This is a genomic window from Sphingobium cloacae, from assembly GCF_002355855.1.
Lineage (GTDB): Bacteria > Pseudomonadota > Alphaproteobacteria > Sphingomonadales > Sphingomonadaceae > Sphingobium > Sphingobium cloacae.
In genome coordinates this window covers 85,455-112,313 of record NZ_AP017655.1, presented here as the reverse complement: position 1 = coordinate 112,313, position 26,859 = coordinate 85,455, and the positions used below count along the sequence as shown (strand labels likewise).

The 26,859-nt window shown below is 61.7% G+C and carries 27 protein-coding genes and 3 pseudogenes; 5 read left to right on the top strand and 25 right to left on the bottom strand.

Features of this window, described 5'->3' with window-relative positions; translation table 11 throughout:
• Positions 1–42 precede the first annotated feature (42 nt).
• From SCLO_RS00595 to SCLO_RS23710, 16 genes are all read right to left on the bottom strand, one after another.
• The gene (locus SCLO_RS00595) at positions 43–339 is read right to left on the bottom strand and encodes a type II toxin-antitoxin system RelE/ParE family toxin (RefSeq protein ID WP_048575817.1); all 297 of its coding nucleotides are present in this window, start codon (positions 337–339) and stop codon (positions 43–45) included.
• A complete protein-coding gene (locus tag SCLO_RS00590; RefSeq protein ID WP_048575818.1) occupies positions 336–617 on the bottom strand; it encodes a type II toxin-antitoxin system ParD family antitoxin in 282 nt (93 codons plus the stop codon). The genes SCLO_RS00595 and SCLO_RS00590 overlap by 4 nt, the downstream gene beginning before the upstream one ends.
• Positions 618–679: 62 nt before the next feature.
• Positions 680–5,836 (bottom strand): helicase-related protein, encoded by a 5,157-nt coding sequence (locus SCLO_RS00585; RefSeq protein WP_066519794.1) that lies wholly within the window; start codon positions 5,834–5,836, stop codon positions 680–682.
• A gap of 178 nt (positions 5,837–6,014) precedes the next feature.
• Entirely contained in the window at positions 6,015–6,341 is a 327-nt protein-coding gene (locus SCLO_RS00580) for a hypothetical protein (RefSeq protein ID WP_048575820.1), read from the bottom strand.
• Positions 6,342–6,456: 115 nt separating this feature from the next.
• A complete protein-coding gene (locus SCLO_RS00575) occupies positions 6,457–7,695 on the bottom strand; it encodes a hypothetical protein (RefSeq protein ID WP_048575821.1) in 1,239 nt (412 codons plus the stop codon).
• Between the two features lie 20 nt (positions 7,696–7,715).
• Positions 7,716–8,195, bottom strand: coding sequence for a hypothetical protein (locus tag SCLO_RS00570; protein WP_048575822.1), 480 nt, complete (start codon positions 8,193–8,195; stop codon positions 7,716–7,718).
• 64 nt (positions 8,196–8,259) lie between these two features.
• Complete coding sequence (locus tag SCLO_RS00565) at positions 8,260–8,532, bottom strand: hypothetical protein (protein ID WP_048575823.1); 273 nt, start codon at positions 8,530–8,532, stop codon at positions 8,260–8,262.
• Entirely contained in the window at positions 8,529–8,804 is a 276-nt protein-coding gene (locus tag SCLO_RS00560) for a hypothetical protein (RefSeq protein ID WP_048575824.1), read from the bottom strand. The genes SCLO_RS00565 and SCLO_RS00560 overlap by 4 nt, the downstream gene beginning before the upstream one ends.
• Before the next feature lie 63 nt (positions 8,805–8,867).
• A complete protein-coding gene (locus SCLO_RS00555; protein ID WP_048575825.1) occupies positions 8,868–9,089 on the bottom strand; it encodes a hypothetical protein in 222 nt (73 codons plus the stop codon).
• Positions 9,090–9,257: 168 nt separating this feature from the next.
• The gene (locus SCLO_RS00550; protein WP_048575826.1) at positions 9,258–10,016 is read right to left on the bottom strand and encodes a PRTRC system ThiF family protein; all 759 of its coding nucleotides are present in this window, start codon (positions 10,014–10,016) and stop codon (positions 9,258–9,260) included.
• Complete coding sequence (locus SCLO_RS00545; RefSeq protein WP_048575827.1) at positions 10,006–10,668, bottom strand: PRTRC system protein A; 663 nt, start codon at positions 10,666–10,668, stop codon at positions 10,006–10,008. The genes SCLO_RS00550 and SCLO_RS00545 overlap by 11 nt, the downstream gene beginning before the upstream one ends.
• Positions 10,665–11,480, bottom strand: a complete 816-nt coding sequence (locus SCLO_RS00540; protein ID WP_048575828.1) for a PRTRC system protein B — start codon at positions 11,478–11,480, stop codon at positions 10,665–10,667. The genes SCLO_RS00545 and SCLO_RS00540 overlap by 4 nt, the downstream gene beginning before the upstream one ends.
• An 8-nt stretch (positions 11,481–11,488) precedes the next feature.
• Positions 11,489–12,499, bottom strand: a complete 1,011-nt coding sequence (locus SCLO_RS00535; RefSeq protein WP_231923290.1) for a hypothetical protein — start codon at positions 12,497–12,499, stop codon at positions 11,489–11,491.
• A gap of 154 nt (positions 12,500–12,653) precedes the next feature.
• The gene (locus tag SCLO_RS00525; protein WP_048575830.1) at positions 12,654–12,860 is read right to left on the bottom strand and encodes a PRTRC system protein C; all 207 of its coding nucleotides are present in this window, start codon (positions 12,858–12,860) and stop codon (positions 12,654–12,656) included.
• Positions 12,861–12,907: 47 nt separating this feature from the next.
• Positions 12,908–13,342: a PRTRC system protein E gene (locus tag SCLO_RS00520; RefSeq protein WP_048575831.1), complete on the bottom strand. Its 435-nt coding sequence runs from the start codon at positions 13,340–13,342 to the stop codon at positions 12,908–12,910.
• A 36-nt stretch (positions 13,343–13,378) separates the two neighbouring features.
• Positions 13,379–14,800: a helix-turn-helix domain-containing protein gene (locus SCLO_RS23710; protein ID WP_231923289.1), complete on the bottom strand. Its 1,422-nt coding sequence runs from the start codon at positions 14,798–14,800 to the stop codon at positions 13,379–13,381.
• A gap of 150 nt (positions 14,801–14,950) precedes the next feature.
• On the opposite strand from SCLO_RS23710, the pseudogene SCLO_RS00510 reads away from it, so the two are divergent.
• Positions 14,951–15,307: pseudogene (locus SCLO_RS00510) on the top strand (transposase); the annotation flags it as partial.
• A gap of 60 nt (positions 15,308–15,367) precedes the next feature.
• On the opposite strand, the pseudogene SCLO_RS00505 reads toward SCLO_RS00510, so the two are convergent.
• The 4 genes and pseudogenes from SCLO_RS00505 to SCLO_RS00490 all read right to left on the bottom strand — a co-directional run.
• Positions 15,368–15,928, bottom strand: a pseudogene (locus tag SCLO_RS00505) (transposase); the annotation flags it as partial.
• A 4-nt stretch (positions 15,929–15,932) separates the two neighbouring features.
• A complete protein-coding gene (locus SCLO_RS00500; protein ID WP_066521558.1) occupies positions 15,933–16,841 on the bottom strand; it encodes a tyrosine-type recombinase/integrase in 909 nt (302 codons plus the stop codon).
• Positions 16,842–17,087: 246 nt separating this feature from the next.
• Complete coding sequence (locus SCLO_RS00495; protein ID WP_066521556.1) at positions 17,088–17,429, bottom strand: helix-turn-helix domain-containing protein; 342 nt, start codon at positions 17,427–17,429, stop codon at positions 17,088–17,090.
• Between the two features lie 11 nt (positions 17,430–17,440).
• Positions 17,441–17,692 carry a type II toxin-antitoxin system RelE family toxin gene (locus SCLO_RS00490; RefSeq protein WP_066521555.1) on the bottom strand — a complete coding sequence of 84 codons (252 nt, stop codon included), beginning with the start codon at positions 17,690–17,692 and terminating at the stop codon, positions 17,441–17,443.
• Between the two features lie 145 nt (positions 17,693–17,837).
• On the opposite strand from SCLO_RS00490, the gene SCLO_RS00485 reads away from it, so the two are divergent.
• Both SCLO_RS00485 and SCLO_RS00480 read left to right on the top strand, forming a co-directional pair.
• Positions 17,838–18,221, top strand: coding sequence for an MbcA/ParS/Xre antitoxin family protein (locus tag SCLO_RS00485; RefSeq protein ID WP_066521569.1), 384 nt, complete (start codon positions 17,838–17,840; stop codon positions 18,219–18,221).
• 645 nt (positions 18,222–18,866) lie between these two features.
• A complete protein-coding gene (locus SCLO_RS00480; protein ID WP_066521554.1) occupies positions 18,867–19,913 on the top strand; it encodes an IS110 family RNA-guided transposase in 1,047 nt (348 codons plus the stop codon).
• A gap of 554 nt (positions 19,914–20,467) precedes the next feature.
• Here SCLO_RS00480 and SCLO_RS00470 read toward each other — a convergent pair.
• The 5 genes from SCLO_RS00470 to SCLO_RS00450 form a co-directional block, all read right to left on the bottom strand.
• Positions 20,468–20,776: an SDR family NAD(P)-dependent oxidoreductase gene (locus SCLO_RS00470; RefSeq protein ID WP_231923427.1), complete on the bottom strand. Its 309-nt coding sequence runs from the start codon at positions 20,774–20,776 to the stop codon at positions 20,468–20,470.
• Positions 20,777–20,840: 64 nt separating this feature from the next.
• Positions 20,841–21,998, bottom strand: coding sequence for an acyl-CoA dehydrogenase family protein (locus tag SCLO_RS00465; protein ID WP_066521548.1), 1,158 nt, complete (start codon positions 21,996–21,998; stop codon positions 20,841–20,843).
• A gap of 22 nt (positions 21,999–22,020) precedes the next feature.
• Positions 22,021–23,208 carry a CaiB/BaiF CoA transferase family protein gene (locus SCLO_RS00460; RefSeq protein ID WP_066521546.1) on the bottom strand — a complete coding sequence of 396 codons (1,188 nt, stop codon included), beginning with the start codon at positions 23,206–23,208 and terminating at the stop codon, positions 22,021–22,023.
• A 3-nt stretch (positions 23,209–23,211) separates the two neighbouring features.
• The gene (locus SCLO_RS00455) at positions 23,212–24,441 is read right to left on the bottom strand and encodes an acetyl-CoA C-acetyltransferase (RefSeq protein ID WP_066521566.1); all 1,230 of its coding nucleotides are present in this window, start codon (positions 24,439–24,441) and stop codon (positions 23,212–23,214) included.
• A 15-nt stretch (positions 24,442–24,456) separates the two neighbouring features.
• Positions 24,457–25,479 carry an NAD(P)H-dependent flavin oxidoreductase gene (locus SCLO_RS00450; RefSeq protein WP_066521544.1) on the bottom strand — a complete coding sequence of 341 codons (1,023 nt, stop codon included), beginning with the start codon at positions 25,477–25,479 and terminating at the stop codon, positions 24,457–24,459.
• A gap of 383 nt (positions 25,480–25,862) precedes the next feature.
• Between SCLO_RS00450 and SCLO_RS23700 the strand changes: the two genes are divergently transcribed.
• Together SCLO_RS23700 and SCLO_RS00445 are read left to right on the top strand one after the other, a co-directional pair.
• A complete protein-coding gene (locus SCLO_RS23700; protein ID WP_123905420.1) occupies positions 25,863–26,105 on the top strand; it encodes a hypothetical protein in 243 nt (80 codons plus the stop codon).
• A 23-nt stretch (positions 26,106–26,128) separates the two neighbouring features.
• A pseudogene (locus SCLO_RS00445) lies at positions 26,129–26,697 on the top strand (IS3 family transposase); the annotation flags it as partial.
• Between the last annotated feature and the right edge of the window lie 162 nt (positions 26,698–26,859).

Sequence of the window (26,859 nt, the reverse complement as noted above, 5' to 3'; positions counted from 1 at the left end):
TTGACAGCAGACAGCACGGGCGCTTCGTGCGCGCCGCTCATCTCAAAGTAGGTTCAAGGCCCGGTCGATGTCCTGTCCTGGTCCAAGGATTCGGACGACACCTATCCGATCGCCTGCGACACGATAGAGTAAAGCATAGCCGCGATAGGACCTGCGTCTGATACCGTATCGTTCGTAACGCGGAACCAGCGGAAAGCCCTGTGGCATCTCGGCAAGGCCCTGTGCGGCGCTCTCGAGCTCTGCGATGAAGGAGACTGCGCGCAAGGGATTATCCTGCGCGATGTAGCGGCCGATCGCGCGTAGATCGCGCTGGGCGGCCGACGCCAGTATGACAATCATTGAAGCGGGGTCTGGTGGCCTTGAGCTTCGATTTCGGAGGTGAGCTCCCGACAGAAGGCCCCGAGCTCACGGCCGCCGCCGCTCTCCAGTTCCTCTACCGCTTCCTCGACTGAAGCATCAAGCGAGCTCAGCCAGCGCTGTTCATTCTCCGTGTCCGCCTGGTCACGACGGATTAGATCGCGCACATAGTCACTGACACTTGCATAGTGCCCCTTGTCGATGCGCTTCTGGACATAATCGCGCATCGGATCGGGCAATGAAACATTCATGGACGCCATTGACGTATCTCCTGAGGTCATAATGGCACAAATTGCCATTGATAGCCAGACCGATGTGAGCATCAGGCAGCAACGGCGGCTTCTTGTGGCACCGGCGTGCCTGCGCCGTCCAAAAGCGGGGGCAGCGGCGCGTCACCGTCATTGTCCGCGTTGAACTCGCCCTTGGTGCTCGCCAGCTCGGCCTCGAGCTCGGCGAGTTCGTTGAGTTTTTCGTCGAGCAGGGCGGCGTCGGGAAATGCTTGCCCCAAGCGAGCCTCGAAGGCGGGAAGACGCCGTTCGTTGGCTTCGAGACTGGCCCTGACGACGGCGAGATCCGTGTCGAGATCGCGGATGGAGGACTCGATCCGGCCGATCACCGTGCTCGGCCGCGTCTTCTCGGTCACCTCGAAGTCGGCGTGCTCGCCGTGATGCTGCATCGCGATCACGGTGCAGAGGTAGCGCCGTCCATCGGGGTCGAGGGCCTCGTAGCCCGAGAGTTCCAGGCCGATGCCGTTGAAGGTGCCGAGCGTCCAGCGCGCCTCGGCGCGACCTTTCCGCACCCGGTGCGCATATCCGAGGAGACGTTCGCCGGCAGCCTTGCGATCGGTCATCATCGTGCCGTCGCAATCGAAGAGGATCTCATCCACCTTCGTGGGAACACGATGTGCAAGATCGGCCTCGAGCCTGGCGATCTGCTTGTGGCAGTCCTCGATCTCGCGCGTCGTTCGCGTGATGGTCCTGCGGATATTATACTGGTCGTCGACATGGGCATCGCGCAGGCGCAGGAGCCGTGCGACCTCGGCATCGAGCCCGGCCTTCTTCATCAGGCGGTCGTCGCCCGACGCGAGAGCCTTGGCCAGCGCGAACTGATTGACGTTGGAGCTGACGTCCTCGATCCGCCGGATCGAGCGGTCACCCGACATGGCCATGTTGATGAAGCGGGCCTTGCGCTCGAGCATCTGCCAGTTGGTCGCGTCCATCGAGCCGCTGGTGGCGTAGCCGTAAAGCTCGATCTCGTCATTCTGGTTGCCCTGGCGCTCGATGCGCCCTTCCCGCTGCTCGATATCGGATGGCAGCCAGGGAACGTCGAGATGATGCAGGGCTTTCAGGCGCTGCTGCGCGTTGACGCCGGTGCCCATGGTCGCGGTCGATCCCAGAACGAACCGCTTGCGCCCCTGGTTGAGATCGTTGAACAGGCGCTGTTTGGCGCTGTTCTTCTTGTAATGCTGCATGAAGGCGATCTGCTCGGCCGGCACGCCCATCGCGACAAGCCGATCGCGGATCCAGACATAGGCGGAGAAGCCGCGCGTTTCGAGCGCGGCCTCGGTGCCGAGATCGGAGAAGATCATCTGCACCGCGCCTGAGAGCGGATACGGCTTGCCGGTTTCCGGATCGATGTAGCGATAGTCGGCCGTCTCTTCCCAGATACGATAAGCATTCTCGATCAGGAGATTGAGCTTGTTGCCCTCCTCGTTGCCGACATCCGCGTCGACGAACCGCAGGTCGATCGCCGAGTGGCGGCCATCGGTAATCACCGACAGCAGGATGTCGTCGCCCTTTTGCGGCCGGCCGCCGCGGGTCTCGATGGCCTGGATGCGTTTGGCGAGCACCCGCTGATAGGCTTTGAACGGCGCGCCGGATTTCGCGACGACGATCTGCCGTTTGCCGCCCCTGATGGTGGGGAGCTTGACGTACTGGCGCAGATCATCCTTCAAGACGACATCGGCGACGCTGCGATACATCGCCATCAGGTCGGCGACGTTGACGAACTCGCAGAAGCGGGTGACGGGCTTGTAGCTGCCGCTCGGCTGGAGTTCGAGTTCGGTGCGGGTGTCTCCGAAGGCAGACGCCCAGGCGTCGAATTCGTGCAGGCCCTTGGCGTGAAGCTCGTCGGGTTGCATGAAGCGCTGCAGCGTATACATCTCGCCCAGCGTGTTGGTGATGGGCGTGCCCGATGACAGGATCAGTTCGCGTCCGGGATTGGTCCCGGCGAGATAACGGCTCTTCACGAACAGGTCCCAGGCACGCTGCGAGCCGACCGGGTCGACGCCCTTCAGGTCGCCGAGATTGGTGGCGAAGGTCAGCTTGCGGAACTGCTGGGCCTCGTCGACGACGATCTGGTCGATGCCGATCTCGCCAATATGGACGAGGTCATCCTTGCGGGACTGGAGATTCTCCAGCCTTTGCTTCAGTCCTTCTTTCAGGCGTTCGACGCGTTTGCGCGACACGCGGTCCTGGCTGTCGATGCCGGTGATCAGCACCTCGTAGCTGTCGAGCTGGTGCTCGATCAGCTGCTTCTCGAAAGATGACGGCGTGGGCACGAACTTGAACGCATCATGCGTGATGATGATCGCATCCCAATTGCCCGTGGTCGCGCGCGCCAGGAACCGCTGCCGCTTCTCCTTCACGAAGTTCGTGTCGTCGGCGACCAGGATGCGCGCGGTGGGATAGAGCATCAGGAACTCGCGCGCGATCTGCGCGAGGCAATGGTTGGGCACCGTGATCATCGGTTTGTTGGCGAGGCCGAGACGCCGCTGCTCCATCACTGCGGCGCAGAGGCTGAAGGTTTTGCCCGCGCCGACGCTATGGGCCACATAGGTCGAGCCCGACGCGATGATCCGCCAGACGACGCGCTTCTGGTGATCGCGCATGCGGATCGTCGTCGACGCGCCCGGCAGCTTCAGGTGCTGGCCGCTGAAGCTCCGGGGCACGAGATTGTTGTAGGCATCGTTGTAGATGCGGACCAACCGATCGGCGCGTTCGCTCTCCTGCCAGACCCAGGTCTCGAAGGTCGACTTGATCTTCGCCAGCTTCTCTTTGGCCGCTTCGGTGTCGACGACGTTGAGCTCGCGGCGTTCCGAACCGTCGGCGTCGCGGTGGACGTCGTAGATCTTGGGAATGTGGGAGTTCAGCGCGTCTTCGAGCAGGTCCGCCGCGCTCCGGCGGGCTGTGCCCCAGGTCGAGGAGGAACTGACGTGCCCGGCGAACGGGGCCTTGTCGACCGTCCAGCTCGCCAGCTCCACCGTATGGAGGATCCGGGTCTCGACCTCCATGATTTCGAGGATGAACGCCTCGATGACATCGACCGGAATCCAGGGCGCGCCGAGACGCGCGGTGATCTCGCTGGGCTTCAGATCGACCGGCTGGACCGCTTCGAGCGCGGTGGCGACAGCAGAAAATCGCGGATCGGTCCCGGCTTTCTCGCGCGCGAGGGCGAGCTTGGTGCGAACCGGCCCGGAAAGGACCTCGTCGGCCGTGACCCAGTGATCGAAATGCGGTGTGCTGCGGACGGGGTCGAGATAGATGTCCCCCGCAAGATCGGTGAGCGCCTCGGTTTCGGTAACGCCGAGCATCTGAGCGATCAGGGGCAAATCGACGCGGCCGCGGTCATGGAGCGATAGCGCCAGGGCATCCTGCGCCGAATGGATTTCATGGGTTACCGGCGGCTTGACGACGCATTCGGTGAAGATCGGACCGGGCGTGCCCGTGTCGCTCGCCTCGTCATAGGTCTCGATCGAAGCGACCAGCCAGACGTCGGGGTCATCGAGGAAGGGCTGAAGGTTAGGGCGGCGCTGATACTCCTTCTCGGCCCCTGTCTCCGGATCGGTGCGGATGCTGGTGATGGTGCGGTTGATCGGACCGTATTTTTTCGCGAACTGCCGGTAGTGGGTGAACAGCGCCTGCTGAAGGGCATCATAGGGCCGGTCGCCCAACTGCGCGCGCAGGATCGCGCGGACCGTATCGCGGATCGGGATGAGGGCCTTGATGATAGCCGCGTGCTTGGGAAACAGACCAGCGCCGCCGCGGCCGGATTTGACGCCGACCACGGTCGGGGTGCCATTTATGATCTGGTGGAGGACACCGCCGGAAACCAGATAGCTGCCTTCCTTGAACTCGGCTTCGTCCGCGGCGGTGCCGACTTGCACATCCAGGGTGGCGCTTGGCATGTCGCGCAGGGATGTGGTGCGCTCGAGCGGCTTGCAGGCGCCCGCGTGCTTCGATGCGATCGCGGACAAGGTGGCCGCGAGGACGACCGGGAGGTCTGCGTCGGGGTCGGCCGCGCAATTATAGTCCATGCCGAACTGGCCGCTGCGCCATTCGTGACGCCCCAGCACATGATCGGGATGGTCGAGGAAATAGCGGTTGATCCGCAGCGGCCCGAAACCTTCGTCGCTGTCGGGGATCTCGGCCAGCTCGATCCAGTTCTGCGTGCGTGGAAGGGCATCGGGGGTGTGTTTCTGGAAAAGCAGGATATCGACGACGACGTCCGTGCCCGCCTCTTGCCGCATGGCCTTGCCCGGAAGGCGCACCGCGCCGAGGAAATCGGCAATGCCGTCGATATGGTGGCGGGCTTTGGGATCGCTCTTGTCGAGCGAATAGCGCGATGTCACAAACAGGGCGATGCCGCCGGGCCGTAGATGCTCGAGCGATTTGGCGATGAAATAGTCGTGAAGCGACAGGCCGAGCTTACCGAGTTCGGTCCGGTTCTGGATGGTGAGGTTCGAGAAGGGCGGATTGCCGATCGCGAGGTCGAAGTCGGCGGGCAGGGGCGCCTTGTCGAAATCGACGCAGCGGATGACCTGATTGGGATAGAGCGCTTTTGCGACGCGAGCGGTGACGGGATCGTTCTCGATGCCCACGAACAGCGTGTCCTGCGACAATGCATCCGGCCGGAGCCCCATGAAGAGGCCGCTGCCGCACCCCGGTTCCAGAACCTGCCCACCGGTAAAGCCGAGGGTCCGGGCAGCGTCCCACATGGCGCGGATGATGTATTCGGGGGTGTAATGCGCATATTGCGTCGCGCGTTTGAGAGACTGGAGTTCGACATCGGTCGTCTCGGCGACCAGGGCCTGCCCTAGTTCCTCCCAGCCCTCGCGATATTCTTTCCCGCGGCGGGCGAACATGTTGTTGGCAAGTTCCGACGCGCCGAAGCCGATGAACCTGGAAATCGCCTGCTGCTCGGCCGGTGATGCGGACCGTCCTTCGCGGTCGAGCAGGTTCAGCAGCCGGATCGCCTCGACATTGTCGCGTGCGCGTTCCTTCCATGAGGACGCCAGGGTCCGCCCCGCCGATAGGGAGAAATCAATAGCTGCCTCGACTGGCGGCCGGGCGGTGTCGACGATGGTTGCCGAAAAGAGCGTCGGCTCCGGATCGACGGGGGCGGCTGGCTTGGCGGGCGCGACCGGCTGGTCGAAGTCGAGGCACAGCTGGAGAGCCAGCGCGGATGCACTGTTTCGCATGGAATGCTTCCTTTTCGGTGGTCTTGCGGGCGCGGCGTGGCGGCCCGGTCGGATGTCAGGGGGGCTGCGGCCTCACGCCGAGCGGCGGCTCAAGCGGGCTTGTTACGTGCGCGGTTGGCAATGATTTGGCTGACTGCCCCTGGCGCTGCGTGATCGATGGGAGGCCGGGCGGTTTCGATCAGAGGTCCAGGATCGCCCCTTTGAGGACGGTATAGAGGCCGACCTCAAACCGAAGCTTTTGAAGCATCCGGAATTTGGTGTCGCGGCGGGCATCGACGTGGAAAGCGCTACGTCCGGTGTCCGCTTCCTTGATCCCCGTCGAGAGACTGGGGTAGGTTTGTCCGGCGCGGGGCCCCGTCATGATGCGGGCGATTGAGCGGCAGTCGAGGGTGCGATCGAGCGCGTATCCCAGATCGCGCAACTGCTGCTTGATTTGGCTGAGAGTGACCGGATGCCGGCCTTCGGCGGCTCGGGCGTCAAGCTCGTTGGCAAGGGCAGAGTTCATTGGCGGAAGTCCTTCGTCGAAAATACCGCCAATCCTCCTCCCCCTTCCCATCCATGACGCGTCTGCTCGAAAGGCGGCATCTGCGTTTATGTCCCGCCGGGCCGGAAATGCGGGATCAGCCCAGGCGAAGCGAAGCCGCATATTGCCGCAGCAGGTCGGCCATCGCGGTTCGGGCATGCGCCTTGTTGCCGATCACGATCTCGGGATGGAGTTTCTCGCCGAACGGCGTGCGATAGCCATGGGCGAGATCGCCGCTCGCATCCTCGATCACGATGCGGTGGCCGCGAGGTCGCGCCGGACCGGCATAGCGCGCGGTGAAATCCCCGAGGCGTCCCGACAGCCCGGCCGCCATTTTGGACCACCGGATATGGCCGGCGGCGAACTGGTCGCCGGGCGCGCGGCCCCGGGCGAGCCAGAGGCGAAACTGCGCGCGCTGCTGGAGCACCGAATTGCGGGTCCGCTCCATCGTTCGCGCGAGCGGCAGGATATCGGCATCGGCATCGAGCCGGTCGAGTTCCGCATCGTCGGCAACGATCAGGATGTCCGTATAGTCGCCCTGGCGCAGGATCTGGCGGAGCGCGGCGCCATCGCCGGGTGGCGGGGCCGACAAGCCGGATAGCGGATGCAGCCCGGTTTCGGCGCTGATGACATATTGGGCCGCAGCCTCATGTCCGGGCCGTTCGCTCAGCATCGCGAGGATGCCGATCGCGCCTGTCTCGCGCTCCGAAGCGCCGAGCAGCAGCAGGCGGCGATGCCATGACACGGGCGCCGGGGTATCGGTCGGGCCTGGCCATTGGCTGGGAAGCGGCCGGGCGGCGCGCGGGTTTTCAGGGTGCGCGATCTCGGATGGGGTGACCGCCAAGGACCGCCGCGCGGCATCGAAGATGTCGTCGGGCTGACCGCCGCCATCCAGAAAGCCCTGGTGGTAGGCGGGTCGGCGGACGTCCTGTTCCCCCGCGCGGCATGGTGACGGTGGACGCGATTCCCATCCAGCCTCCGCAGCATAGCGACCGTCAGCATAGGCGTAAGAGGCGTCCCAATCATAACCACGAACGTCGCGGGCATGGAGGATGAAGGCATTGCGGCTGTCGGTGCTGCCCTCGGCAATCTGGCGTTCGATGCAGGCGAAGTTCGCGAATTGGCGCTGGCGTTCGGTCTCCAGTCCGATCGCTTCGTTGAGCGGGCGAAGCGCCTGAACACGCTCGCGGGCACGCGCCATGCGCTCGTCCAGGGGCGCGTCGTTCGGCAGGTCGGGAAAGCGGCGCCAAGCGTCGGCGAGCGCATGCGCGTGGTGGGCCGGACGGCCTTGCGCCATCCAGCATCCCGCATCGGCGGGATCGAAGTCGTTGGTCATCGGCGTTCCGATCCGGGCTGTCAGCGGCTGGCGAGCAGCACGTCCAGGGCGCGCGCGAACACATCGTCGCCGGCGTCGTTGACAATGACGGCATCGGGATTGGTGGCGCGCACGGCGCGGGTGACGATCGCCAGTGGCCGCTTGCGGAGCGGATATTGCAGGATCTGATCGCGTTCGATCGCGATCAGATTGGTGCGGAGAAGGCGTTTGAGGCGTTTGCCTTCGACGGCGCGCATCAGAAGGTCGCTCACCTCGATCTCAAGATCATGATCGCAAGCGAGGTCGTCGCCAAGGCTGCGCGGGAGTCTATTGGCCGTCAGCCAGGCATTGACTTCAGCTTCGGTCCATCGGCCGACCTGACGATAGAAGTCCGCCCCGCCCGTTCCCTGGTTGCGTGCGTGGAAGGCAAGCTCGCCGTCGATCCAGACCTCGGCTGCAAAAGCGGCGGTTTCCTGCGAGAGCGCGGCATTGTAGGAGATGCGCCGTAGTTCGATTTTCATGGGGGATGCTCCAGACCGCTCCACCAAACGGAGCGCCTTTCCCTTCCTCCTCCCCTTCATTCGGTCATGTTGGGCAGTCCTCGCGACTGCGGTATTCCGCATCGTAGAAGCAGCTGTTCTCGAACTCCGGATCGTCCGCTTCGTCCACCAGAAAGCTGGTGATCTCTTCGGCTGGCTGCGCGTCGAGCACCGCCGCAGCGTTGGGAAGGAGACGAACAGGGAAAATCCCTGTCCCGACGATCGCTGCCGCTTGCCGCATGGCGTCCGCATGATCTTCCGCGGTCACCGCGACCTTGACCCGGATCGTCGTGTAGACATGGACATGGTGCGGTTTCATGCCGGTAGCTCCGACCAGCCACCGGCGGCGCTGATCCAGACCATCCCAACCGCGCCGGGACGCGTCTCGAACCTGTCACTATCCCCGGCGAGGGCATAGCGGACGATGATGCTGCCGCGGTCGTTGGCGCGCAGCGGCGCTCTTCCGCCGAGCACGATCAGGTCGCCGCCCCCGCCCGGCATGTGAACCACATCGCCGGGTTTGACCTTGGCGGCGAGAACGCGGCCAATCGTATAGTGGAGTGTCCAGTTATCGTCAGTAATAGGCGTCATGCACACTATCCTTCCAAAAGAGAGAAACAGGGACGGGTGGGACTACTTGGGCGGAGCTAGCCGCTATCCTTCAACCGTGATTTCGTCCGTGTCGAAATCAGTCAGTTCTTCCGGGTCGATCAGTATCTCGGTGAAATCTTTCGCGCCGGGAACCTCCCAAGCAGCGGGGCTTTCCCGGGCCGTCTCGATTGCCTGTTGCGCCGCAATTTCCGCATTTGGTGCGTTGATCACGATACGTTGATTGACCCACAGCCGCGCGATCACCTGGACTTCAAATTGAGGCATATTTGTTCTCCTTTAGTCTCGCTCAGCGGTGTCAACGCGACCCGTGAGTGCGCCATCTCGGGGGTAAAAAGCGGCGGCACCGATGCGCTGTTGCCCAAAGGCGGCCGGTTTCCGGATGGTGAGCCGTCGGCAGGCCGTCGAAGACATGCCGTCCGAGCGAATACGGCTTCAGTCGTTGCGCGGCAGCGGAATCGGGACCGCCTGCCCGCTGGCAAGATTGATGAAACCGCCCGCATGGCCGATCGAGCCCCGGCCGAGCAGGTCGAACAGCAGCGCGAGGGCGTGGCTCGCCATGACGCGGTTGACGAACAGCGACTGGCGTTCAAGCGCCTCGGCAACAGAACAGGACGGGGCGTTGTCGTCAGGCACGCTGTCGTCGGCGAGTTCGGGGAAATATTCGAGTACGGTCGGAAGCCGTGCGCGAACCTTGGCGCCGGCCCGTGCGGGGCAGCCAACCAGAAACTGTCCGTCACTCGAGCGATTGCCGAGGTCCATCCAATAGGCGGGACCGTTCCGTTCATCAGCAAGCGCCGCTCCGATCGCACGGCGGGCCGAGGCCGTGTCGACACAGGTGATGAGGATATCGGCGCCGTCGACGCCGACCTTGCCGGGCGCGCGTCCGTGAACCGCCTTCCAGGCGAGGCCATGCGCAAGGTTGATGCGCTCGATGAGCGTCCGCGCCTTTGAATTGCCGAGATCGCAGCGAAAGAAGGGCTGCCGGCCGAGATTGGCCTCGGTGACGATATCGTCGTCGACCACGGTGACGTGCAGCGATCGCGAGGAGATCTCGCGCAGCGCCATGTCGAGCGAGGCGAGTCCCATAAGCATCTGCGCGCCGTTGCCGCCGCAGCCTATGAGCAGAACCTTGAGCGTGCGGTCGCCGAATGCGGCTGGAAGATAGTGGCGGGCGCTGGTGTCAGGCGGCATGATGGTCTCCTGCAAATGGGCTGCGCGGCAGCGGCAGGAACATGCCGCCGGCGCAGAGGCGCGACGCTCTTGTGGGACCGTCGAGCTGGTCCAACCGGCCGAACACGAGCGATATCTTCGTCGCGTGCGCGTCGTCGGCATCGTCGGTGGCGCTGAAGAAGGCCGGCCCGGTGCCATGGCTATGGATGTCGCAGATCATGTGCCAATCGGGCGGCAGGACCGGCGTGCGATAGACAAGGCGCGAGGGCGTGGCCTCGTCGATGACGGGAAAGTCCAGGGCGAACTCGCGCGAGGCCTCGTTCCAGAGAATAAAAGCCGCGCTTTCATTCGGTAGGGCCGCGCGCAGCGACTCGAGGACTGATGTGAGGAATCCCGCGGGGATGAACCCGCAGCGCAGGTCTGCCTTTGGGCCGCCGACGCTACCATAAGGCAGGTGCGCCGCAATCGGCCGTGTGACCGGAATGTCGAGCGCGAGCCATGGACGGCGCAGGATCAGGAGGACGCCATCCGTCCCGACAGCGAGGCCGCGCCCGACCCGAGCGGCGCGTAGTGCGTCGAGCGCCGGCGATCCGCCATGCAGCGGGACCGGATAGCAGGGCACATCGGCAAGGAGCGCGGCAGCCGTGGGATCGTCGGCGAGCAAGGCGGTCATTTCGCGCCTCCGATGATTCTGCCAACGGTTACTGGTTCGGTCGATGAGCGCCGTCCCTGCCGGGCGCCGGCGCCAAACGGCTTGAGGCGCTTGATCGGAAAGCGCTTCGCACGGCGGGCGGCAAGACCGTCCCAGAGCCGGACGAGGCCGCCCTTGCCGCTGATGGTGAACTCCTGTCCCGGATTTGGGTGCGTCGACCAACTGTCGAACACCGCCCGCTCGAACTCCGGGATGGACGAAATGGCGAGCGCGCGCGGTGTCGGGATATTGCCCCAGCAAAGCGATCCATTGACGAAGACGTTGAGGATCGGTGAGTGCAGCACGCGCGTGTCGGCGGTCGGACGCTCGTTCACGGGCAGCGCGTAGACACCGAGGCGCGACCCGGTGGCGATGAACAGATGTGCGGGATAGGGCACCGGCACGACCGTTCGTTCCGTCAGGACCTGAAGCCCCGCCAAACGCGTCGACAGGTTGAAATAGGCGGGGCGCACCTGTTCGGGAACCCACCAGACAAGCATGTCGGGGTGAGCGACCAGTATGTTTTCGGGCAGGAGTTCGGGTCGGACTGTCCGCCCGAGGGCTTCGGTCCATTGCCGCAGATGCGCGCGAGAGAGCGGAACGCCCGCGGCTATCGTCGGCCGGCCCTCGTCGTCATGCTCGACCGCGTGCATGCTGGCGAACGCCCCCGCATCCCCGCGGTGGGCACCATAGGAGCTGAAATTGCGCGGCCCTTCGCTGCGGTAGAGCAGGATCGCGCCCCTCAGGACCAGGCCGCCGCCAGCGGCTTCGAACTGGGTAGAATGTTCGGACATTGGACACCTCAGAGTTTGGCTGGATCGACCTGGATCAGCTCTTGTGCTGCGAGCAGGAATTCCGCGCCGAGCCGTACGGACGCGAACCAGTCGTCGATGTGGTGTGCATCCCGCAGCGGGCACAGCCCGGCGACCTCCATGAAGCCCATCTCCATGCCGTTGCGGGCGACATCATCGAGTTCGCGCGCGAAGTGATCGAAGGGAACGAGCGTGAGCGGCGGAAGGGACGAGCATTCCTCGATGCCGGGGATATAGTCGTAGGCGACCTCGAGATCGAAGTCCCATGCGTTGCGTTCGGGCCGGAGAGAGCCGACAGCTTTGTGCGCGGCGTGAAATCTCTTGAGTTTCTGCCGCAGGCCTGATGGGAGCCGCGCTGAAGGCGCCGCGTTTTCCTTGATCATCCATTCGGGCCGACGCGCGTTCATTTCGGACGGCAGCGTAAGTTCGTCGAGCTCGTCCGCGTCCGCGCCGTGATAGGCTATCAGGCTTTGCCGCGCGCGTTCGTCGTCGGTCTCGCCATCCCAATAGTAGATAGATATCTCGTTGAAGAGATCCTCGTAGCTGAAGATCGGAAGGACGCGGCCGAGGCACTGCTCGAGCGCCCTGTATGCGGCGGCGCGCCAGGGAATGGGCGCATCGCCGGTTTCGATCCATCCCAGTTCGATCTGGCCCAAGTTCTGGCAGATCACGGCAATCGCCGGCGTGCCGTCCCCCTCCTTGAGAATGACGGCGACCCTGAAGTCGGCGATTTCGATGGGATCGAGGATCTCGAGCACGGCGGCGTTGAAAATGCCTTCGATATGCTGACGGGCCGCGGCGCGCGTGTATAATCCCGACGACGCTTCCCGCGCGGCGACCCAGCGGCCGATCAGCTTGTGATGCGGCGGCAGCGGCGCATCGAATATCGCGGGGACATCCGCCGAGATCGCGACGGCGCGCCCCGCGAGGTCAGCCGAGCGGCGGGAGGGGCAAGCCGGCCGGGCATGCAAGCGGTTCCGGGGTTTCGCGGTTCCCGTCATAGGGGTCGGAGAGGATCCGCGCATGGAGCGCCTTGGCCTGACTGCTGCAGGCAGGTTGGGAGATATCAGCCGAGTTGCCATCGTTCTCGATCCATTCGATGAGGCTTTTGCGGGGTGCGGCCGGGATAGCCGCGCGTTTAGCGTGCGGCATGGGTCAGCCCTTGGTGCCGACCGCGCGGCGATATTCGGTCACGTGCGCCGTGCCCGAAACGCCGACGTCGATCATCTCGGCGTTTGTTATCGCCGGGTAGAGGGTGGCGTGATAGGCGCGCAGGGCATCCGGGTCACCCGCGAGATGCGGCGGCACCGGAAGGTCGATACCGTCGTAGCGATAGGCGCGCGTGAGTTGATTAACCTGCATATGAGATCTCCGGGTTGGTGATGAGGGAACGGGTCGAGCGGATCGGCTCAGAACAGGGTGGCGGGTTCATCTGCCTTGGCGTCAGCCGGGGGACTGGTCGGCGTCTCGATCTTCGGAGGGCTGGTCGGAGCGGGCGGCTTGGTCGCCGCAGCCTTGGCGGCCTTTGCCTTCGCAGCTTCCGCCGCGGCGGCCCTGGCGTCTTCGTCCGCCTGCCGCTGCTCGGCAATCTGGTCCGCGAGCGTCCTGCGCGTGGCGATGAGCTGGCCGAGCGCGCCGTTCGCGCCGCGCGCCAATTCGGCATCGATCTCCTCGGCGCTGGCCGTGATCGAGATTGGCCGGGTCTCGCTGCCGTCGAGCGCGGCAGACTTTGGGCCCGCCTTACGCGGAATGATCGTCAGGGTGACGGTCTCGTCGGGTCCGGCGACCATGTCGAGACCGAGCGAATAGCGGACGAGCAGCGGGAGCAGGCTTGTAACAAGCATGTCGGTATCCTTTGTCTGGGAGTGTGGGGAAGCCGGTCAGGCAGCGAGTTCCGCGATCGGCGCTTCGGCCTGGTGGGCACCGCGGTCCGGGGGCGCACCATAAGTGCCGTCGAGGGTAATGGCGCTCGGCAGGCGCCCGGCCCAATCGAAGCCGATCCGATTGAGCATGCCGGTAATCAGCTCGGGCTTCTTTGAGGCGAGCATCTTCGCGAACCGCTTCTCGCCTACATGTGCGACAAGGCCGCATTCCTGGGCGATGAATTTGAGCTCGCCCTTCGTGTATCGCTCGAGAAACGACTGATCGACCTGCCAGCTTGGCCGAAGGTCGACCTCGAACATCCTGGCGAGATCGGCGACATGGCCGAAACTGACCACATCCTTGGCGTAGGCGGCGCCGATGACGGACAGCACATTCGCCGCGCGGGCGTCGGGCAGCGCGCGGATCGCGGTGATCTGGGCGCTGTAGTCGAGCTCCGGAAACTCGGGGCCGACCAGCAGGCCGGCGCGCGACGTCAGCGTATTGGACTTGATCTGCGAGAGCGTGCCCGACATCGCCGCGACAAGGATGGTCGTGCGAGCCTGCTCGGCATTGCCGGCGAGCGCCCGGGCAAGCGCGGTTCGCCACATCGCCTCGCGAAGCTCGGTGGTGCGGGCTGCGATCGACCTGGCGGTGACAGCTGGCTTGTCCGCCGCACTGGCGCTGGTTGCGGGCTTGACCGGGGCGGCGGGCGTCGCGGCGCGCGTACCGGCGCCATCCAAGTTCAAGGTGGTAGCGTCGGAACGCGGCTGAGTGTCGGGCGATGACGTGGTGTCCTCGATCCCATCACTATGATCGTCACCGTCGTCCGTCTCGACGGGGGGTGGAGCCGCGGCCCGTGCGGCCTTCGCGGCGCGTTCTTCCTGTTCGAAACGGATCACCTCGGCGGCTTCGGTCTTGAGTTCGAAGCACGCCGCGTTGGTGCAATAGCCGTCGTCGACATGAGTTTCGAAAAGCGCGCGCTGCGTGGCCGAGTTGAACGGGCAGACGATCCGGCTGACGCCGGGCTCATCGGTAAATTCGACGACGAACCGGGCAAAGTCGACCTGTGCCTGCACGCCAGGCGGCGTCTCGAACCGAACCTCAAAGGGCTTGGGGCCGTTTTCCGGCCGGATCGCTGCCAGGAACCGCTTTACCGCGGTATAGGCGCCCATATATCCCAGCTCACGGATTTCCCGCGTCAGGCGCGCCGCAGTCAGATCGGGAAAGGCCGTCACTCGCTCACGCAAAAATTCCAGATAGGGTGCCAGTTTGTTCGGTCGACCCAGCATGCGAGGGCCGTAAACCGGGGCCTCGATGCCCCGTTCGATATATTTTCGGATGGTCTTGGGATCGCGACCAGTGCGTCGGGCAATGGCGGATATCGATACGCCCTGCCGATGTAGTTCGAGGATCATCATCAATTCTCCAAGTCGGATCATCGGCCCCGTCTCCGCGTCTGCAAAGGAGATGAGGACAATGTCGGCTCATCTCATTCTGCCGGGGCTAGCCCCGGCAGAATGAGATGAAGGGGCCACCAACTAGGGAATTTTCAAAGCCCACTTTTGCGGAGAATTGCACGACCGATGACAGGCAAGCCCGAGATCTTCAACACCGACCAAGGCAGTCAGTTCACGTCGCAGGCCTTCACCACGGTGCTGCGCGAGGCCGAGGTCCGCATCAGCATGGACGGCCGGGGCCGGTGGATGGACAATGTCTTCATCGAGCGGCTCTGGCGCAGCCTGAAGTACGAATGCGTCTATCTCCACGGCTTCGAGACCGGTTCAGAGTTGCGGGCTGGCCTTGCCCGGTGGATCACCTATTACAACACCCAACGCCCGCACTCGGGGCTAGCCGGGCGAACCCCGCTCGAGGCCTATCGGCAGATCGGGCAATCAGATCATGGGGGGCATGCCCACCATGATCTGATGATCAAACAGGCGGCATAACGACAACCGGGACTAGCGTAACTCAGCCGCCAAACTGTCCAAGAAGGCGGGACCACCTCACTCGTCGAAGGCAATGAGGCGCCGGTTCGAGATGGCAACGCGGTGCGTGTAGCGCGAGAGTTAGGCCAGTACGGCCTGTGGTCCGGCAAAGGGCGGCTTGGCATAGACCATCCAGCGCTTCCTCCGGATTGGCGACAGATACCGCAGGAAGGCCTTGCGTGTCGTGAGGTCAGCCATGGTGCCGAAGAAGCCCAGCTTGCCGGCGTCGAACAGCGCCAGCAGGCGGATGAGGAACAGTCGGCGGAACAAGGCGCCCAGCACACGCACCGGCAGCAGGAACGCGGGGCGCGATGAGATCCATCGCGTGCCGTCGAGCGCGATGCCACCACCAGCCACGTGCGCGCCGCAGCGCCCTGGCATTTAGGGCAATGCCGTGTAAGCGATCCGCCAGTGCCCGCAGTCGTCGCAGGCCTCGACGTGACCGCCCAGCGCGGCGGTGCGGCAATTCTCGATGGCCGTCATGACCTTGAGCTGGCCGAGGTTGAGATGCCCGGCATGGGCCGCGCGATAGGCGGGCCCGGCGCTACGAAAGATATCGGCGACCTCGAGCGAGGCGCGCAACGGCTCAGCCGGGCGGCGCTACCTGCGCCTCGAGCAGCGTCGTCAACTTGTCCAGCGGACTGATGACCGCACGCACGGTTCGAGTTGCGACCGTAGTGTAGAAGGCGGTGGTCTCAAGGTTCGCATGCCCCAGCAGCGCCTGGATGATCCGAATATCGACGCCGTCTTCCAACAGATGCGTGGCGAAGCTGTGCCGCAGGGTGTGAGGGCCGACCCGCTTCTTGATACCTGCGGCCTCTGCAGCATCGACAACAATGCGATGGAGCTGTCGGGTACTCAGCGGCTTGAGATAGTGCATTCCCGGGAACAGCCAGCCATCGGCGTGCATGACGCCTTGCTTGCGGCCCACCGTCCACCACTCACGCAAAAGAGCAAGAAGGTCAGCGGGCAGGAGCGCATTGCGATAGCGCCCGCCTTTACCGCGCTCCACTCGCAGGAGCATGCGCTTGCTGTCTACATCGCGGACCTTCAGCATCGTCACTTCGGCGGCGCGCAAACCAGCGCCATACGCAACGGACAGTGCAGCCTTGTGCTTCAGGCAGTTGGTCGCGCCGAGGAGAAGCACGACCTCTTCGCGGCTGAGGACAATGGGCAAGGAGCGCGGATTCTTGACCGTGTAGAGCTTGCGGGACAGATCCGGGCGATCAATGGTGTGAGTGAAAAAGAAACGCAGCGCAGAAACGATGCTGTTCATGGTCGGGATCCCTATACCCGCTTCGCGCTGTTCGACCTGGAATTGCCGGAGCTCTTCAACAGTCGCAGTATCGGGAGGGCGCCCAAGATATGTAGCGAACCTCGCGACATGCCGCACGTAGTCGAACTGGGTCTTCCGCGTAAACCGGCGCATATTCATGTCTTCGATCATGCGCTGACGCAGCGAAGTGACGGGGGCATCAGATAGAACATTGGTCATGATACGACTCCTTGGTTGAAAGGAGCCGCAATCGTCTGCCTACCTGGCCCAGACCTCAACTTAGACCCAGACCGCCGATCACTGACCAGGCCTCAAAACAAACGCCACTCCCGCGCCAGCGGGTTCGTACTTGTCCCAAGTCAGGTCGCTCGCTACCGCACGTCAGCTTGATGAATGAAGGGCAGGTTTCAGGGAGCCATCTTGAACGGTGGAACGTCCGCAAAGTTAGCGTTTCCTGCGGTGCCTTTAAATCAGTTCATCGAGAGTAATGCCCAAGGCTTCGGCCAGCTTCTTGACGGTCTCGATTGAACCGCTCTTCCGTCCGGATTCGATATCCGCGATCTGCACGCGGTTGACGCTCGAAGCTTCGGCGAGGGCGGTCTGGGTGAGGCCACGAAACTCGCGCCAGGCGCGCAGAGGACTTTCGCCGGAGAGCATGCGCTTCACGAACTCGGTAGGGAGCATTTCCTCATCGCCGTTTGCCAACTGCGCCAGAGCACGGTCATAGGCTTGCAGATCGGCCAGCTGTTCGGCGGCGGCCTGCAAGCTACGGTATTCCTCAAGCGGGATCGAAATCATTTCACCCATATCTGCCTCCATCAACCGTAGATGCTGCCACGTGGTCCTATATCGAGAACCGTCAGAACAACGCCTTCATCATTCATGATCACGCGCCAATCACCCACTCTTAAACGGATACCTTCCCGCCCCTTAAGAGCCGTGACATTGTTGGCCTGCGAGGTTGGGTCGGCGGCATATTGCTCGATCTTCCTTATGATCCGTTCGGCTATGTCCACGGGCATCTTGCGAAGGGCCTTCAACGCAGCCCGCGTGTAGGTGACTGGTTTCATTTCCTGCAGTGTAGCTCATGGCTTATATGTAGTCAATGGCTACAGTTTATGGGAATGGCGGGTGGCCGCCGCCGTGTGGATCACACCATGCCCTCATGTTATGAAGTCTCCGAGCAGATTTCGATTTTGCGAGGATTTGGAGCAAATGCTCGGCGAAGTTTATGCCATCGATGCCCAGCAGGAAGCTGCCGCGTTCTTTCGTACGAGCCTGAACCTTTTCGAGAAATGGGGCGTGACGGAGGAGCAGGCGGCCATGCTGCTGGATTTGCCGTTGCGGACCTATCGGCAATGGAAGGAGAAGAGCTTAGCGAAGTGCTCTTCAGAGTGCCATGCTCGATTGTCGAATTTGATGGGCATCCAGGAGGCGCTCATGACAATCTTCCGGAAGCCGGAGCGAGCCTATTCGTGGATACGAATGGACAATGCCGCTTTTGATGGCGTGAGCGCACTTCATCTCATGCTGAACGGCGAGCTGGCGGACATCATACGTGTCCGGCGCTACCTGGAAGCCGAATGCGCTGGTGGGTGATTGTCGAGGCGGAAGGTGCGGTGACTGGCGCTGAAGACTCGGCAAATCGCCGCATAAAATATGCGCTTCGCCGCATCGAAATTCTGGGGGTATCAGTGGGGGTATTTGGGGCGCGACCCTCACGGAAAGCATTATATATCAGTATGATAAATGTCTAAAAAATACTCCTCCTCCGCTACCATCCGCACGCTTCCACAAAAGTCCACATACCACCGCGTTCGATAGACATCGGCCAAACGAGCGCCGCTTTAGGATATGCGGAAATCTTGCCTGCTACCTAGAAAGCTACCTAGCCCTGGAAGCGAACGAAAAGCCCACTTCTGGAAGTAACTTAAAAGCTTGATATATAGTGAAAAAATGGTGGACGCACTAGGGCTCGAACCTAGGACCCGCTGATTAAGAGAAATTGGATTCGGCGTCTCGCGGTGGAACATGGAGTAACCTTGGGGCACATCGTGTCACCTATGAAGTCTATGATTTCCCTTTATTTTCCTACCTTTTCCCGGCAATATCCTGAGCAAGCTGAAATGGGGCATTACTTCCGATTTGCTGCACAGTTTGCTGCACACTTGTTGGAGTGGACGACCCCCAGCGGCATCGAATGTGCCAGAATGAGTTGTCAACGCTCAAACAAGGGAGCCGCCCGTGGAACAGCTTATCAGAATCGGAATGGATACGTCGAAGAGTGTTTTTCAGCTTCATGGAGTGAATGCGGCCGAGGAGGTCGTTCTTCGTCGCAAGCTGCGTCGGAAGGACATGGTGACGTTCTTCGAAAAACTGCCGCCGACCGTCGTGGCGATCGAGGCGTGCGGTGCCTCGCATCACTGGGCGCGCCTGCTCACCTCATTCGGTCACGAGGTGAAGCTGATAGCCGCACAGCTGGTTAAGCCGTACGTCAAGCGTGGGAAGAATGACGCAGCCGACGCCGAGGCCCTGTGCGAAGCAATGAGCCGACCGACTATGCGGTTTGTGCCAGTAAAGACGGCCGATCAGCAGGCCGTGTTGATGCTGATGGGTGTGCGTGACCGGTTGATCCGCAACCAGACGCAGCTCTCGAACGCTATCCGCGGCTTTGCTGCAGAGTTCGGGCTGACGGCCGCCCGGGGTATCGATCATCTCGGTCGATTGCTTGATCAGCTGCAAGCCGACAACAGCCTTCCTTCATTGGCCCGCGAATTGTTCGCGGCCCACGCGGAAGAATATAAGCAGCTTCAGGCAAAAATCGCGGAGGTCGATGCCAAGCTGGCAGCCTGGCAGAAAACTGAGCCTCACTGCAATCGCCTAGCGAAGATCCCCGGTATCGCAGCGATCGGCGCCGCATTGCTCGTGATGAAGACGCCGGCACCAGAGAGGTTTGCCTCAGGGCGCCAGTTCGCTGCCTGGATCGGCCTGACACCGAAAGATCACTCCACCGCCGGCAAAGTCAGGCATGGCGGCATCACCCGCGCAGGCGATGAAGGGTTGCGCAGCGTCCTGGTGGCGGGCGCCACAGCGGTCGTCAGGCACGTCGCCGCGGGCACCAGCAAAAATGCCTTCGCGCCTTGGGTGGAACAGTTGCTCAAGCGCAAGGCTCCCAAACTCGTCGCCGTTGCTCTCGCCAACAAGATGGCTCGCATAGCCTGGAAGCTGATGGTTACCGGCCAAAGCTACGCCGGCAAGACTGCACCGGTCGAGATAGCCGTCGCCGCATAGAGGTCAGCCAACGCGGGGAGCAAAGAGATGCAACCGCGCTGAGCCGATGCCCGAACTTGCAAGGAAAAAGCAGATGGTGTGATCGATCGATCCCGACGTAGGAAAATCCGGTAGCCCCAATGGCCTTCGAGGTCGCACACTTGGCTGGAACCGACGTCGCGGAAACCATCTTGGCCAGCGTTCACTCGAGCGCGCAAAAAGGCCGGACATATGGAAGCAAGCGATCTGATCAAATTAATGCCCAAGAAAGACCTTGTAAGAGGGGGTCGTCCACATATGAGGCTGCTATGGCTACAAAAAAATTCTCTGATCCGTGGCTCCGAGGGCTGAAAGCTGCTGAGCCTGGGTCTCGCGATGAGTGGATGGACGAAATCGAGGCTGGGTTGATCGTTCGCGTCAATCCGAAGCGCCGGGTGTCGTTTCTTCTCATGGCGCGATTTCCAGGAGGTGATGGCACAACGCTGCACGCTAGCCGGCGTGTTCTCGGAGATTATTGCCCGGCTGACGCGAAGGACCGCGTGTATGTCGTCGCTAAGGGCGTCTGTAGACTCACACTAGACGCCGCTCGCCAGAAGGCGCGCGAATGGAAGGCGATAATCGCCGAGGGTATGGCCGCGACCTGCGCAATTGACAACAGCGCGCAAGGGAGCCTTCTCACTTGCTGCAGTGATCGCAGCATTCACCTGGTCCTCGTTCGTGACATCTGCGCCGACGAATTGCGTGTCACCTCCGATTTCCGCTGCAACCGCTTCACCATTGGAAGTTGGCAGATCTAGAATGACGACCTTCGCGCCTTTAGAGGCAAGCAATTCTGCGGTTGCCCGTCCAAGACCCGACGCGCCTCCCGTCACGAGCGCCCCCATACCTTGAATATTCACAGTTCCATTTCCTCTCGTTCTGAAATTTTATCAACGAAGCCCAACGATTTCATAGCGAGCGTGCAATCAGTAACTTCATGATCTCGTTAGCGCCGCCGTAAATGCGATATCCGCGCGCATCGCGGTACATGTCCGAGATTGGATACTCCGCCATATAGCCATATCCGCCGTGGAGCTGTAGACACTCGTCTATAACTTTACCCTGAGCTTCCGATACCCACAGCTTAGCCATTGACGCAGTAGCCGCGTCCAACTTCCCTTCGAGCAGACGCCTGGTACAGTCGTACAGAAATACTTTGGCGATCGTCGCTTGTGTCTTGCATTCGGCAAGCTTGAACTGAGTGTTCTGAAAATCGAACAGGCTTTTGCCAAATGCCTTGCGTTCCTTAACATAGGCAACCGTCGTATCGATCGCGGCCTCCATCATCGCCATAGCTTGCCACGCAATGACCAAGCGCTCTTGCGGAAGCTTCTCCATCAGCATCGCAAAGCCGCCGCCTTCTCGGCCGAGCATTGCTGTCGCGGGGACACGCATGTCGCTAAAAAAGAGCTCGACCGTATCTCTGCCCGCCTGTCCGAGCTTGTGCAGCGGAGCGCCACGCTGAAACCCCGGGGTATCCGTATCAACGATGAAGAGTGAAATGCCTTTGGCACCCGCTGCCGGATCGGTCTTGGCCGCAACGATCACGGTAGAAGCGACCTCACCGTTTGAAATGAAAGTCTTCTGCCCATCTATGATATAGTCGTCTCCATCGCGGCGCGCCGTCGTGCGCATGCCCTGGAGATCAGAGCCCGCCGCCGGCTCAGTCATGGCAATCGCTAGAATGCGTTCTCCACTCGCGGCCTCGGGAAGATAGCGGCGTTTCTGCCCCTCTGTGCCATATTGTGCGATGTAAGGCGCTATGACAGCGCTGTGGAGCGGCAAGGCAAAGTTCAGCGCATTATGCTTGCCCAGCATCTGCATAAGGACGACGTCGAACCGAAAGTCTCCATCGCTGCCGCCATAGGCTTCCGGCAGCGACGCTCCAAGAAGACCCGCAGCCCCCGCCTCCCGCCAAAGTGAAAGAGGCACACTGCCCTCGTCACGCCACGACGCAGCCTGGAACGGAGAAGCATTCAGCTGCAGAAAGCGCTCGACCATGTCCTCGAACATGGCCAACTCTTCGGTTATCATGAAATCAGGCTTCTCGACGGTAATGCTAGACACGCAAATGCCCTTTCTGGCTGCGTTAGATCGTTGCGGATTCAAGTTTGGGCGTCGCGATCGTCCCTTGGGCAACGAGATCGGCGATCTGTTCCTGCGAGTAGCCTATGCTCTCCAGCACGGCCCTGCTGTGCGCGCCAGGAATCGGAGCGGGTATTGGGGTCGCCGCAGGCGTCCCATCAAATCTTGGGCTAGGTGCAGGTTGCACGATGCCGTCAATATCAACGAGCGTTTCACGTTGAGCGAGATGAGAATGGCCAGCCGCTTCGGCCATGGATAAAACCGGCGCAAAGCACGCGTCAGTGCCTTCAAAGACATCGCACCATTGGGCGCGCGTCCGGCTCTTGAAAATCGCCTCAAGCTTTGCTTTCAGATATGGCCAGCGCGCTTTGTCGTTCTGTGCATCGAACTCCTCGTCGCTTAGAAGCCCAAGCTTTTCGCGTAGCAGAGCATAGAATTGCGGCTCGACTGCCGCGATGGACACATATTTCCCATCGGCGGTCTCGAAGCTGTCATAATAATGGGCACCGCCATCGAGGAAGTTCGTACCACGCTCGTCGTTCCAGCGTCCTTCAGCCCGGAACCTCCAAATCATCGCCATCAACGTCGATGCGCCGTCCACCATGGCGCAATCGACGACCTGACCATTGCCCGTCGCCCGGGCCTGCAAGATCGCGCTCACCATGCCAAAAGCCAGCATCATTCCTCCACCCCCAAAGTCTCCGAAGAGGTTCAAGGGCACAGCAGGCTTTCCTCCTGCCGCGCCGCAGGCATGCAGCGCGCCGGTAATGGCAATATAGTTGAGATCGTGACCAGCCATTTGGGCGTAGGGGCCCGATTGCCCCCAACCTGTTACGCGGCCATAGACAAGCGCAGGATTGTCAGCCCGAAGAACTTCGGGACCGAGCCCCATACGCTCCATAACGCCCGGCCGGAAGCCCTCGATCAATCCCTCGGCAGACCTGCACAGATCACGAACGACTTCAACGCCGGCGGGAGATTTGAGGTCAATGGCAATGGAACGACGTGAGCGGTTCAATACGTCCTTCGGAGAATAGTAGGCCCCGCCGCCGGGACGATCGATCCTGATGACCTCTGCGCCGTGGTCGGCAAGCATCATTCCTGCAAATGGGCCAGGCCCTATACCGCCCATTTCAATGATCCGGAGACCGGACAGAACCCCAGGCCTATCGGATGGCGCATCACTTCCCATGCGTCAGATCCGCTCAATGATCATAGCAGGCGCCATTCCGCCGCCTGTACACATCGTAACAAGTCCGGTGTTCAGGTCGCGTCGCTCGAGTTCGTCAACCAGTGTACCTATGAGCATCGCGCCGGTAGCACCGATCGGATGCCCAAGAGCAATAGCGCCGCCGTTCACATTGACTTTAGCAGGATCCACATCGAGATCGCGCATGAACTTAATGGGCACGGCCGCGAAGGCCTCATTTACCTCAAAAAGGTCGACATCACCGACCGACATCCCTGCATTTTGCAGCACCTTTCGTGCCGCCGGCACGGGCGCATTCAGCATCAACTCAGGAGAATCGCCGACCGTAGCCATTGCCCTGATGCGGGCTCGCGGCTTGAGCCCGCGACTTCTCGCATAGTCCGATGACGCGACAACGATCGCGCCAGCTCCGTCGACGACGCCGGATGAGTTACCAGCATGATGGACATGATTGACCACCATCCCGGGGAAGGTCTTTTCAACCAATTGCCTGAACGTAACTCCGTCATCCGTCAGATGTGCATCATAACGGCCAGCGAATGCAGGGGCCAACGTGGCCAGCCCCTCAAGTGTCGTGCCCGGGCGCGGAAACTCCTCATGGTCGAGAATAAGCGTGCCATCATAATCATATACAGGGATTACACCTCGACTGAAACGGCCTTCCCTTATGGCCTCAGCAGCCCGACGCTGGCTTTCCATCGCAAGGGCGTCCACGTCATCTCGCGCAATACCTTCAATCGTGGCGATGACATCCGCGCAAATACCCTGGTGCGGCTGAGGGTGAAGATCACGAAGATGGGCATTGCCGGCGTCCACCAGCGGATAAAGCTGGTGGGTCGACACGTGCGACATAGACTCGACGCCACCAGCCACGACCAATGACTGCACGCCTGACATCACGCCCATCGCCGCAGAATTGACAGCAGACAGCCCCGAGCCACAGAAGCGCTGCACGGTCATGCCCGGAACGATGGGGTCCCAGCCCGCATCAAGCAGCGATGCACGGGCGATACAGTAAGCTTGGCGCCCCAGTTGATTGTTGCATCCGGCAATGACCTCGTCGATCTCCGCGACATTGAGGCTATTGCGCTCAGAAAGAGCCGCCAGGACGGCGGACAGAAGCCGCTGAGGGTGCGTATCAGAGAACGCCCCCTTGCCGATTTTTCCGACAGCTCGCGGCGTGCGAACCGCATCGATGATCCACGCTTCTTGCATTTGCTGAGCCCCCAATCAGGCGACGACAGGAGGAAGGCGACGCTGGATGATGTCCCGCCCTTCGGAAATGATATTTCGCAGAAGATCAGCACAGCTTGGGATATCGCTGATCAGGCCCTGGGCCATGCCGGCTGTCCAGATCCCATGATCGAGATCGCCATTCTGCAGAGCCTCGCACCCACGCACGCCGGCGACGAGCGGGCGCACGGCCTCAAAGGGAACGCCTTCAGCCTCCAGCCGGCGTACTTCCTGACTGATGGCGTTTCGCGCCACGCGAGCCGTATTGCGGAAGCTGCGGAAGATCAGATCCGTGGAACGCTCATCATTTTCGACGATCGCACGCTTAAAATTTTCGTGAAGGGGCGCTTCCTTCGTCGCGCAGAACCGCGTTCCCATATTTATGCCCTGCGCCCCAAGAGCGAGGGCCGCCACGAGCCCGCGGCCGTCGGCAAAGCCACCGGACGCGATTACGGGAATCGAAACCTTGTCAACGGCAGCGGGAATAAGGACAAGGCCCGGCACATCCTCTTCACCTGGATGCCCGGCGCATTCAAATCCGTCGATCGATATCGCATCGACCCCCAGCCGCTCAGCCGCAATAGCATGACGGACCGCCACACATTTATGGATAACCTTGACGCCATGCGCCCGGAATTCGCTGACATGCTCCTCCGGCTTGTAACCTGCCGTCTCAACAACCTTGACCCCACCCTCTATGATCGCACGGCGATACTCTTCGTAGGGAGGAGGCGTGATGGTCGGGAGGATCGTAAGATTAACACCGAAAGGCTTATCGGTCATCTCGCGGGTCCGCGCTATCTCGACGAACAACGCTTCGGGACTGGTCTGCGTAAGAGCCGTCAAAATGCCAAGCCCGCCGGCGTTCGAGACGGCCGAAGCCAGCTCCGCCGTCCCGATCCACTGCATGCCGCCTTGCACAATGGGATATCGAATACCAACGAGATCGCAAAATGGGGTACGGAAGCTTGCTTCCGCGTCGAACCCACTGGCGACTTCCTTGACTGCCTGTTCCTGCATTCCAACCCCGCAAAGCAAAAAACTACGCTATGAAGACTGGCTTACACGGGCCGCCAAGTTTCACCTTTCCTGAAGTGCACAGACTATTGCGCAGGACTGCATTACTGGCGCCAGCCAACCTATCTGGGCCGCGTTGACAATGTGGGGCAACCGATTGCGGATCGCGGCGATGTTGAGGGAGTTGGCGCCATATTAGAGTCATGCTGCCGTAACATCGGCACCACAGTGGAAATCGCTTGAAATGCCGAATATGCGCTTGATGCTGTCGCAATACCCATTAACGGCGCAAAGTCGCTTGGAATGGGCTCTCAGCGATTGGACTTAGGCGCAATGATAGGCAGGATGCCCTGCATTGGAAGTTACTGGCCAACAACGTCGCGATCATGGCCATTGTCGGCAATCAGAGCCTTGGGCTTGATGACGGATATCGCGATCAGAGCATCCACGGCGCCATAAAAGTATGCCGCACCGCCAATCAGGATGAAGCCGAGAGCGCCCCCTTATTGTCGCAACGGGCGTGGACTTTGTACGTAAAGCTGCCGCGCATCCAAAAGCCTGCGCAAAAACCCCCGCCCCCCCTTTCCGCCCACCACCGATACATGGTCACGAACGATGATACACGCTGAGGATAGACCAGCGTCTGCGGGATCCGCACCCGCGGCACCGGGTTTATCCGTATCTGCTGCGCAAGCTGGTGATCGAGCGGCCCAACCACGTGTGGTGCGCTGACGTGACTTATATCCCGATGCGGCGCGGCTTCCTCTATCTGGTGGCGATCATGGACTGGGCGACGCGCAAGGTCCTGGCCTGGCAGCTGTCGAACACGATGGATGCGGGCTTCTGCGTCACGGCACTGGAGGAGGCGCTGGCCCGCTTCGGCCGGCCCGAGATCTTCAACACGGACAAGGCAGCCAATTTACCAGCTTCGCCTTCACCAGCGTGCTGCGTGACGCCGAAGTCCGCATCAGCATGGACGGCAGGGGCCGGTGGATGGACAACGTCTTCATCGAGCGACTCTGGCGCTCTCTGAAATACGAGTGCGTCTACCTCCATGCCTTCGAGACCGGATCGGAGCTGAAGGCTGGCCTTGGGCGGTGGATCACCTATTACAACACTCAGCGTCCGCACTCAGGCCTTGCCGGGAGAACCCCGAAAGAGGCCTATCGGCGGATCGGGCAATCAGACAGGCGGCATGAACGACAAACGGGATTAGCTTAACTTAGCCGCCAAACTGTCCAAGAAGGCGGGACCACCTCACCACCTCAGTCCGATCCAATGAGAATTCATGTTCTCGTCATGAAAGCTTCTGCCGGCTGCCACCAATTCGCACTAAGCCAGCGAACTGGGGCCATCTCTCATCGCCCGGGCCAAGCATATCAT

Bases quoted from the DNA above. Each gene is read 5' to 3' on its own strand.
- SCLO_RS00595 (WP_048575817.1), bottom strand. From the start codon at position 339: ATGATTGTCATACTGGCGTCGGCCGCCCAGCGCGATCTACGCGCGATC.
- SCLO_RS00590 (WP_048575818.1), bottom strand. From the start codon at position 617: ATGGCGTCCATGAATGTTTCATTGCCCGATCCGATGCGCGATTATGTC.
- SCLO_RS00585 (WP_066519794.1), bottom strand. From the start codon at position 5,836: ATGCGAAACAGTGCATCCGCGCTGGCTCTCCAGCTGTGCCTCGACTTC.
- SCLO_RS00580 (WP_048575820.1), bottom strand. From the start codon at position 6,341: ATGAACTCTGCCCTTGCCAACGAGCTTGACGCCCGAGCCGCCGAAGGC.
- SCLO_RS00575 (WP_048575821.1), bottom strand. From the start codon at position 7,695: ATGACCAACGACTTCGATCCCGCCGATGCGGGATGCTGGATGGCGCAA.
- SCLO_RS00570 (WP_048575822.1), bottom strand. From the start codon at position 8,195: ATGAAAATCGAACTACGGCGCATCTCCTACAATGCCGCGCTCTCGCAG.
- SCLO_RS00565 (WP_048575823.1), bottom strand. From the start codon at position 8,532: ATGAAACCGCACCATGTCCATGTCTACACGACGATCCGGGTCAAGGTC.
- SCLO_RS00560 (WP_048575824.1), bottom strand. From the start codon at position 8,804: ATGACGCCTATTACTGACGATAACTGGACACTCCACTATACGATTGGC.
- SCLO_RS00555 (WP_048575825.1), bottom strand. From the start codon at position 9,089: ATGCCTCAATTTGAAGTCCAGGTGATCGCGCGGCTGTGGGTCAATCAA.
- SCLO_RS00550 (WP_048575826.1), bottom strand. From the start codon at position 10,016: ATGCCGCCTGACACCAGCGCCCGCCACTATCTTCCAGCCGCATTCGGC.
- SCLO_RS00545 (WP_048575827.1), bottom strand. From the start codon at position 10,668: ATGACCGCCTTGCTCGCCGACGATCCCACGGCTGCCGCGCTCCTTGCC.
- SCLO_RS00540 (WP_048575828.1), bottom strand. From the start codon at position 11,480: ATGTCCGAACATTCTACCCAGTTCGAAGCCGCTGGCGGCGGCCTGGTC.
- SCLO_RS00535 (WP_231923290.1), bottom strand. From the start codon at position 12,499: ATGACGGGAACCGCGAAACCCCGGAACCGCTTGCATGCCCGGCCGGCT.
- SCLO_RS00525 (WP_048575830.1), bottom strand. From the start codon at position 12,860: ATGCAGGTTAATCAACTCACGCGCGCCTATCGCTACGACGGTATCGAC.
- SCLO_RS00520 (WP_048575831.1), bottom strand. From the start codon at position 13,342: ATGCTTGTTACAAGCCTGCTCCCGCTGCTCGTCCGCTATTCGCTCGGT.
- SCLO_RS23710 (WP_231923289.1), bottom strand. From the start codon at position 14,800: ATGATCCGACTTGGAGAATTGATGATGATCCTCGAACTACATCGGCAG.
- SCLO_RS00500 (WP_066521558.1), bottom strand. From the start codon at position 16,841: ATGACCAATGTTCTATCTGATGCCCCCGTCACTTCGCTGCGTCAGCGC.
- SCLO_RS00495 (WP_066521556.1), bottom strand. From the start codon at position 17,429: ATGGGTGAAATGATTTCGATCCCGCTTGAGGAATACCGTAGCTTGCAG.
- SCLO_RS00490 (WP_066521555.1), bottom strand. From the start codon at position 17,692: ATGAAACCAGTCACCTACACGCGGGCTGCGTTGAAGGCCCTTCGCAAG.
- SCLO_RS00485 (WP_066521569.1), top strand. From the start codon at position 17,838: ATGCTCGGCGAAGTTTATGCCATCGATGCCCAGCAGGAAGCTGCCGCG.
- SCLO_RS00470 (WP_231923427.1), bottom strand. From the start codon at position 20,776: ATGGGGGCGCTCGTGACGGGAGGCGCGTCGGGTCTTGGACGGGCAACC.
- SCLO_RS00460 (WP_066521546.1), bottom strand. From the start codon at position 23,208: ATGGGAAGTGATGCGCCATCCGATAGGCCTGGGGTTCTGTCCGGTCTC.
- SCLO_RS00455 (WP_066521566.1), bottom strand. From the start codon at position 24,441: ATGCAAGAAGCGTGGATCATCGATGCGGTTCGCACGCCGCGAGCTGTC.
- SCLO_RS00450 (WP_066521544.1), bottom strand. From the start codon at position 25,479: ATGCAGGAACAGGCAGTCAAGGAAGTCGCCAGTGGGTTCGACGCGGAA.
- SCLO_RS23700 (WP_123905420.1), top strand. From the start codon at position 25,863: ATGGCCATTGTCGGCAATCAGAGCCTTGGGCTTGATGACGGATATCGC.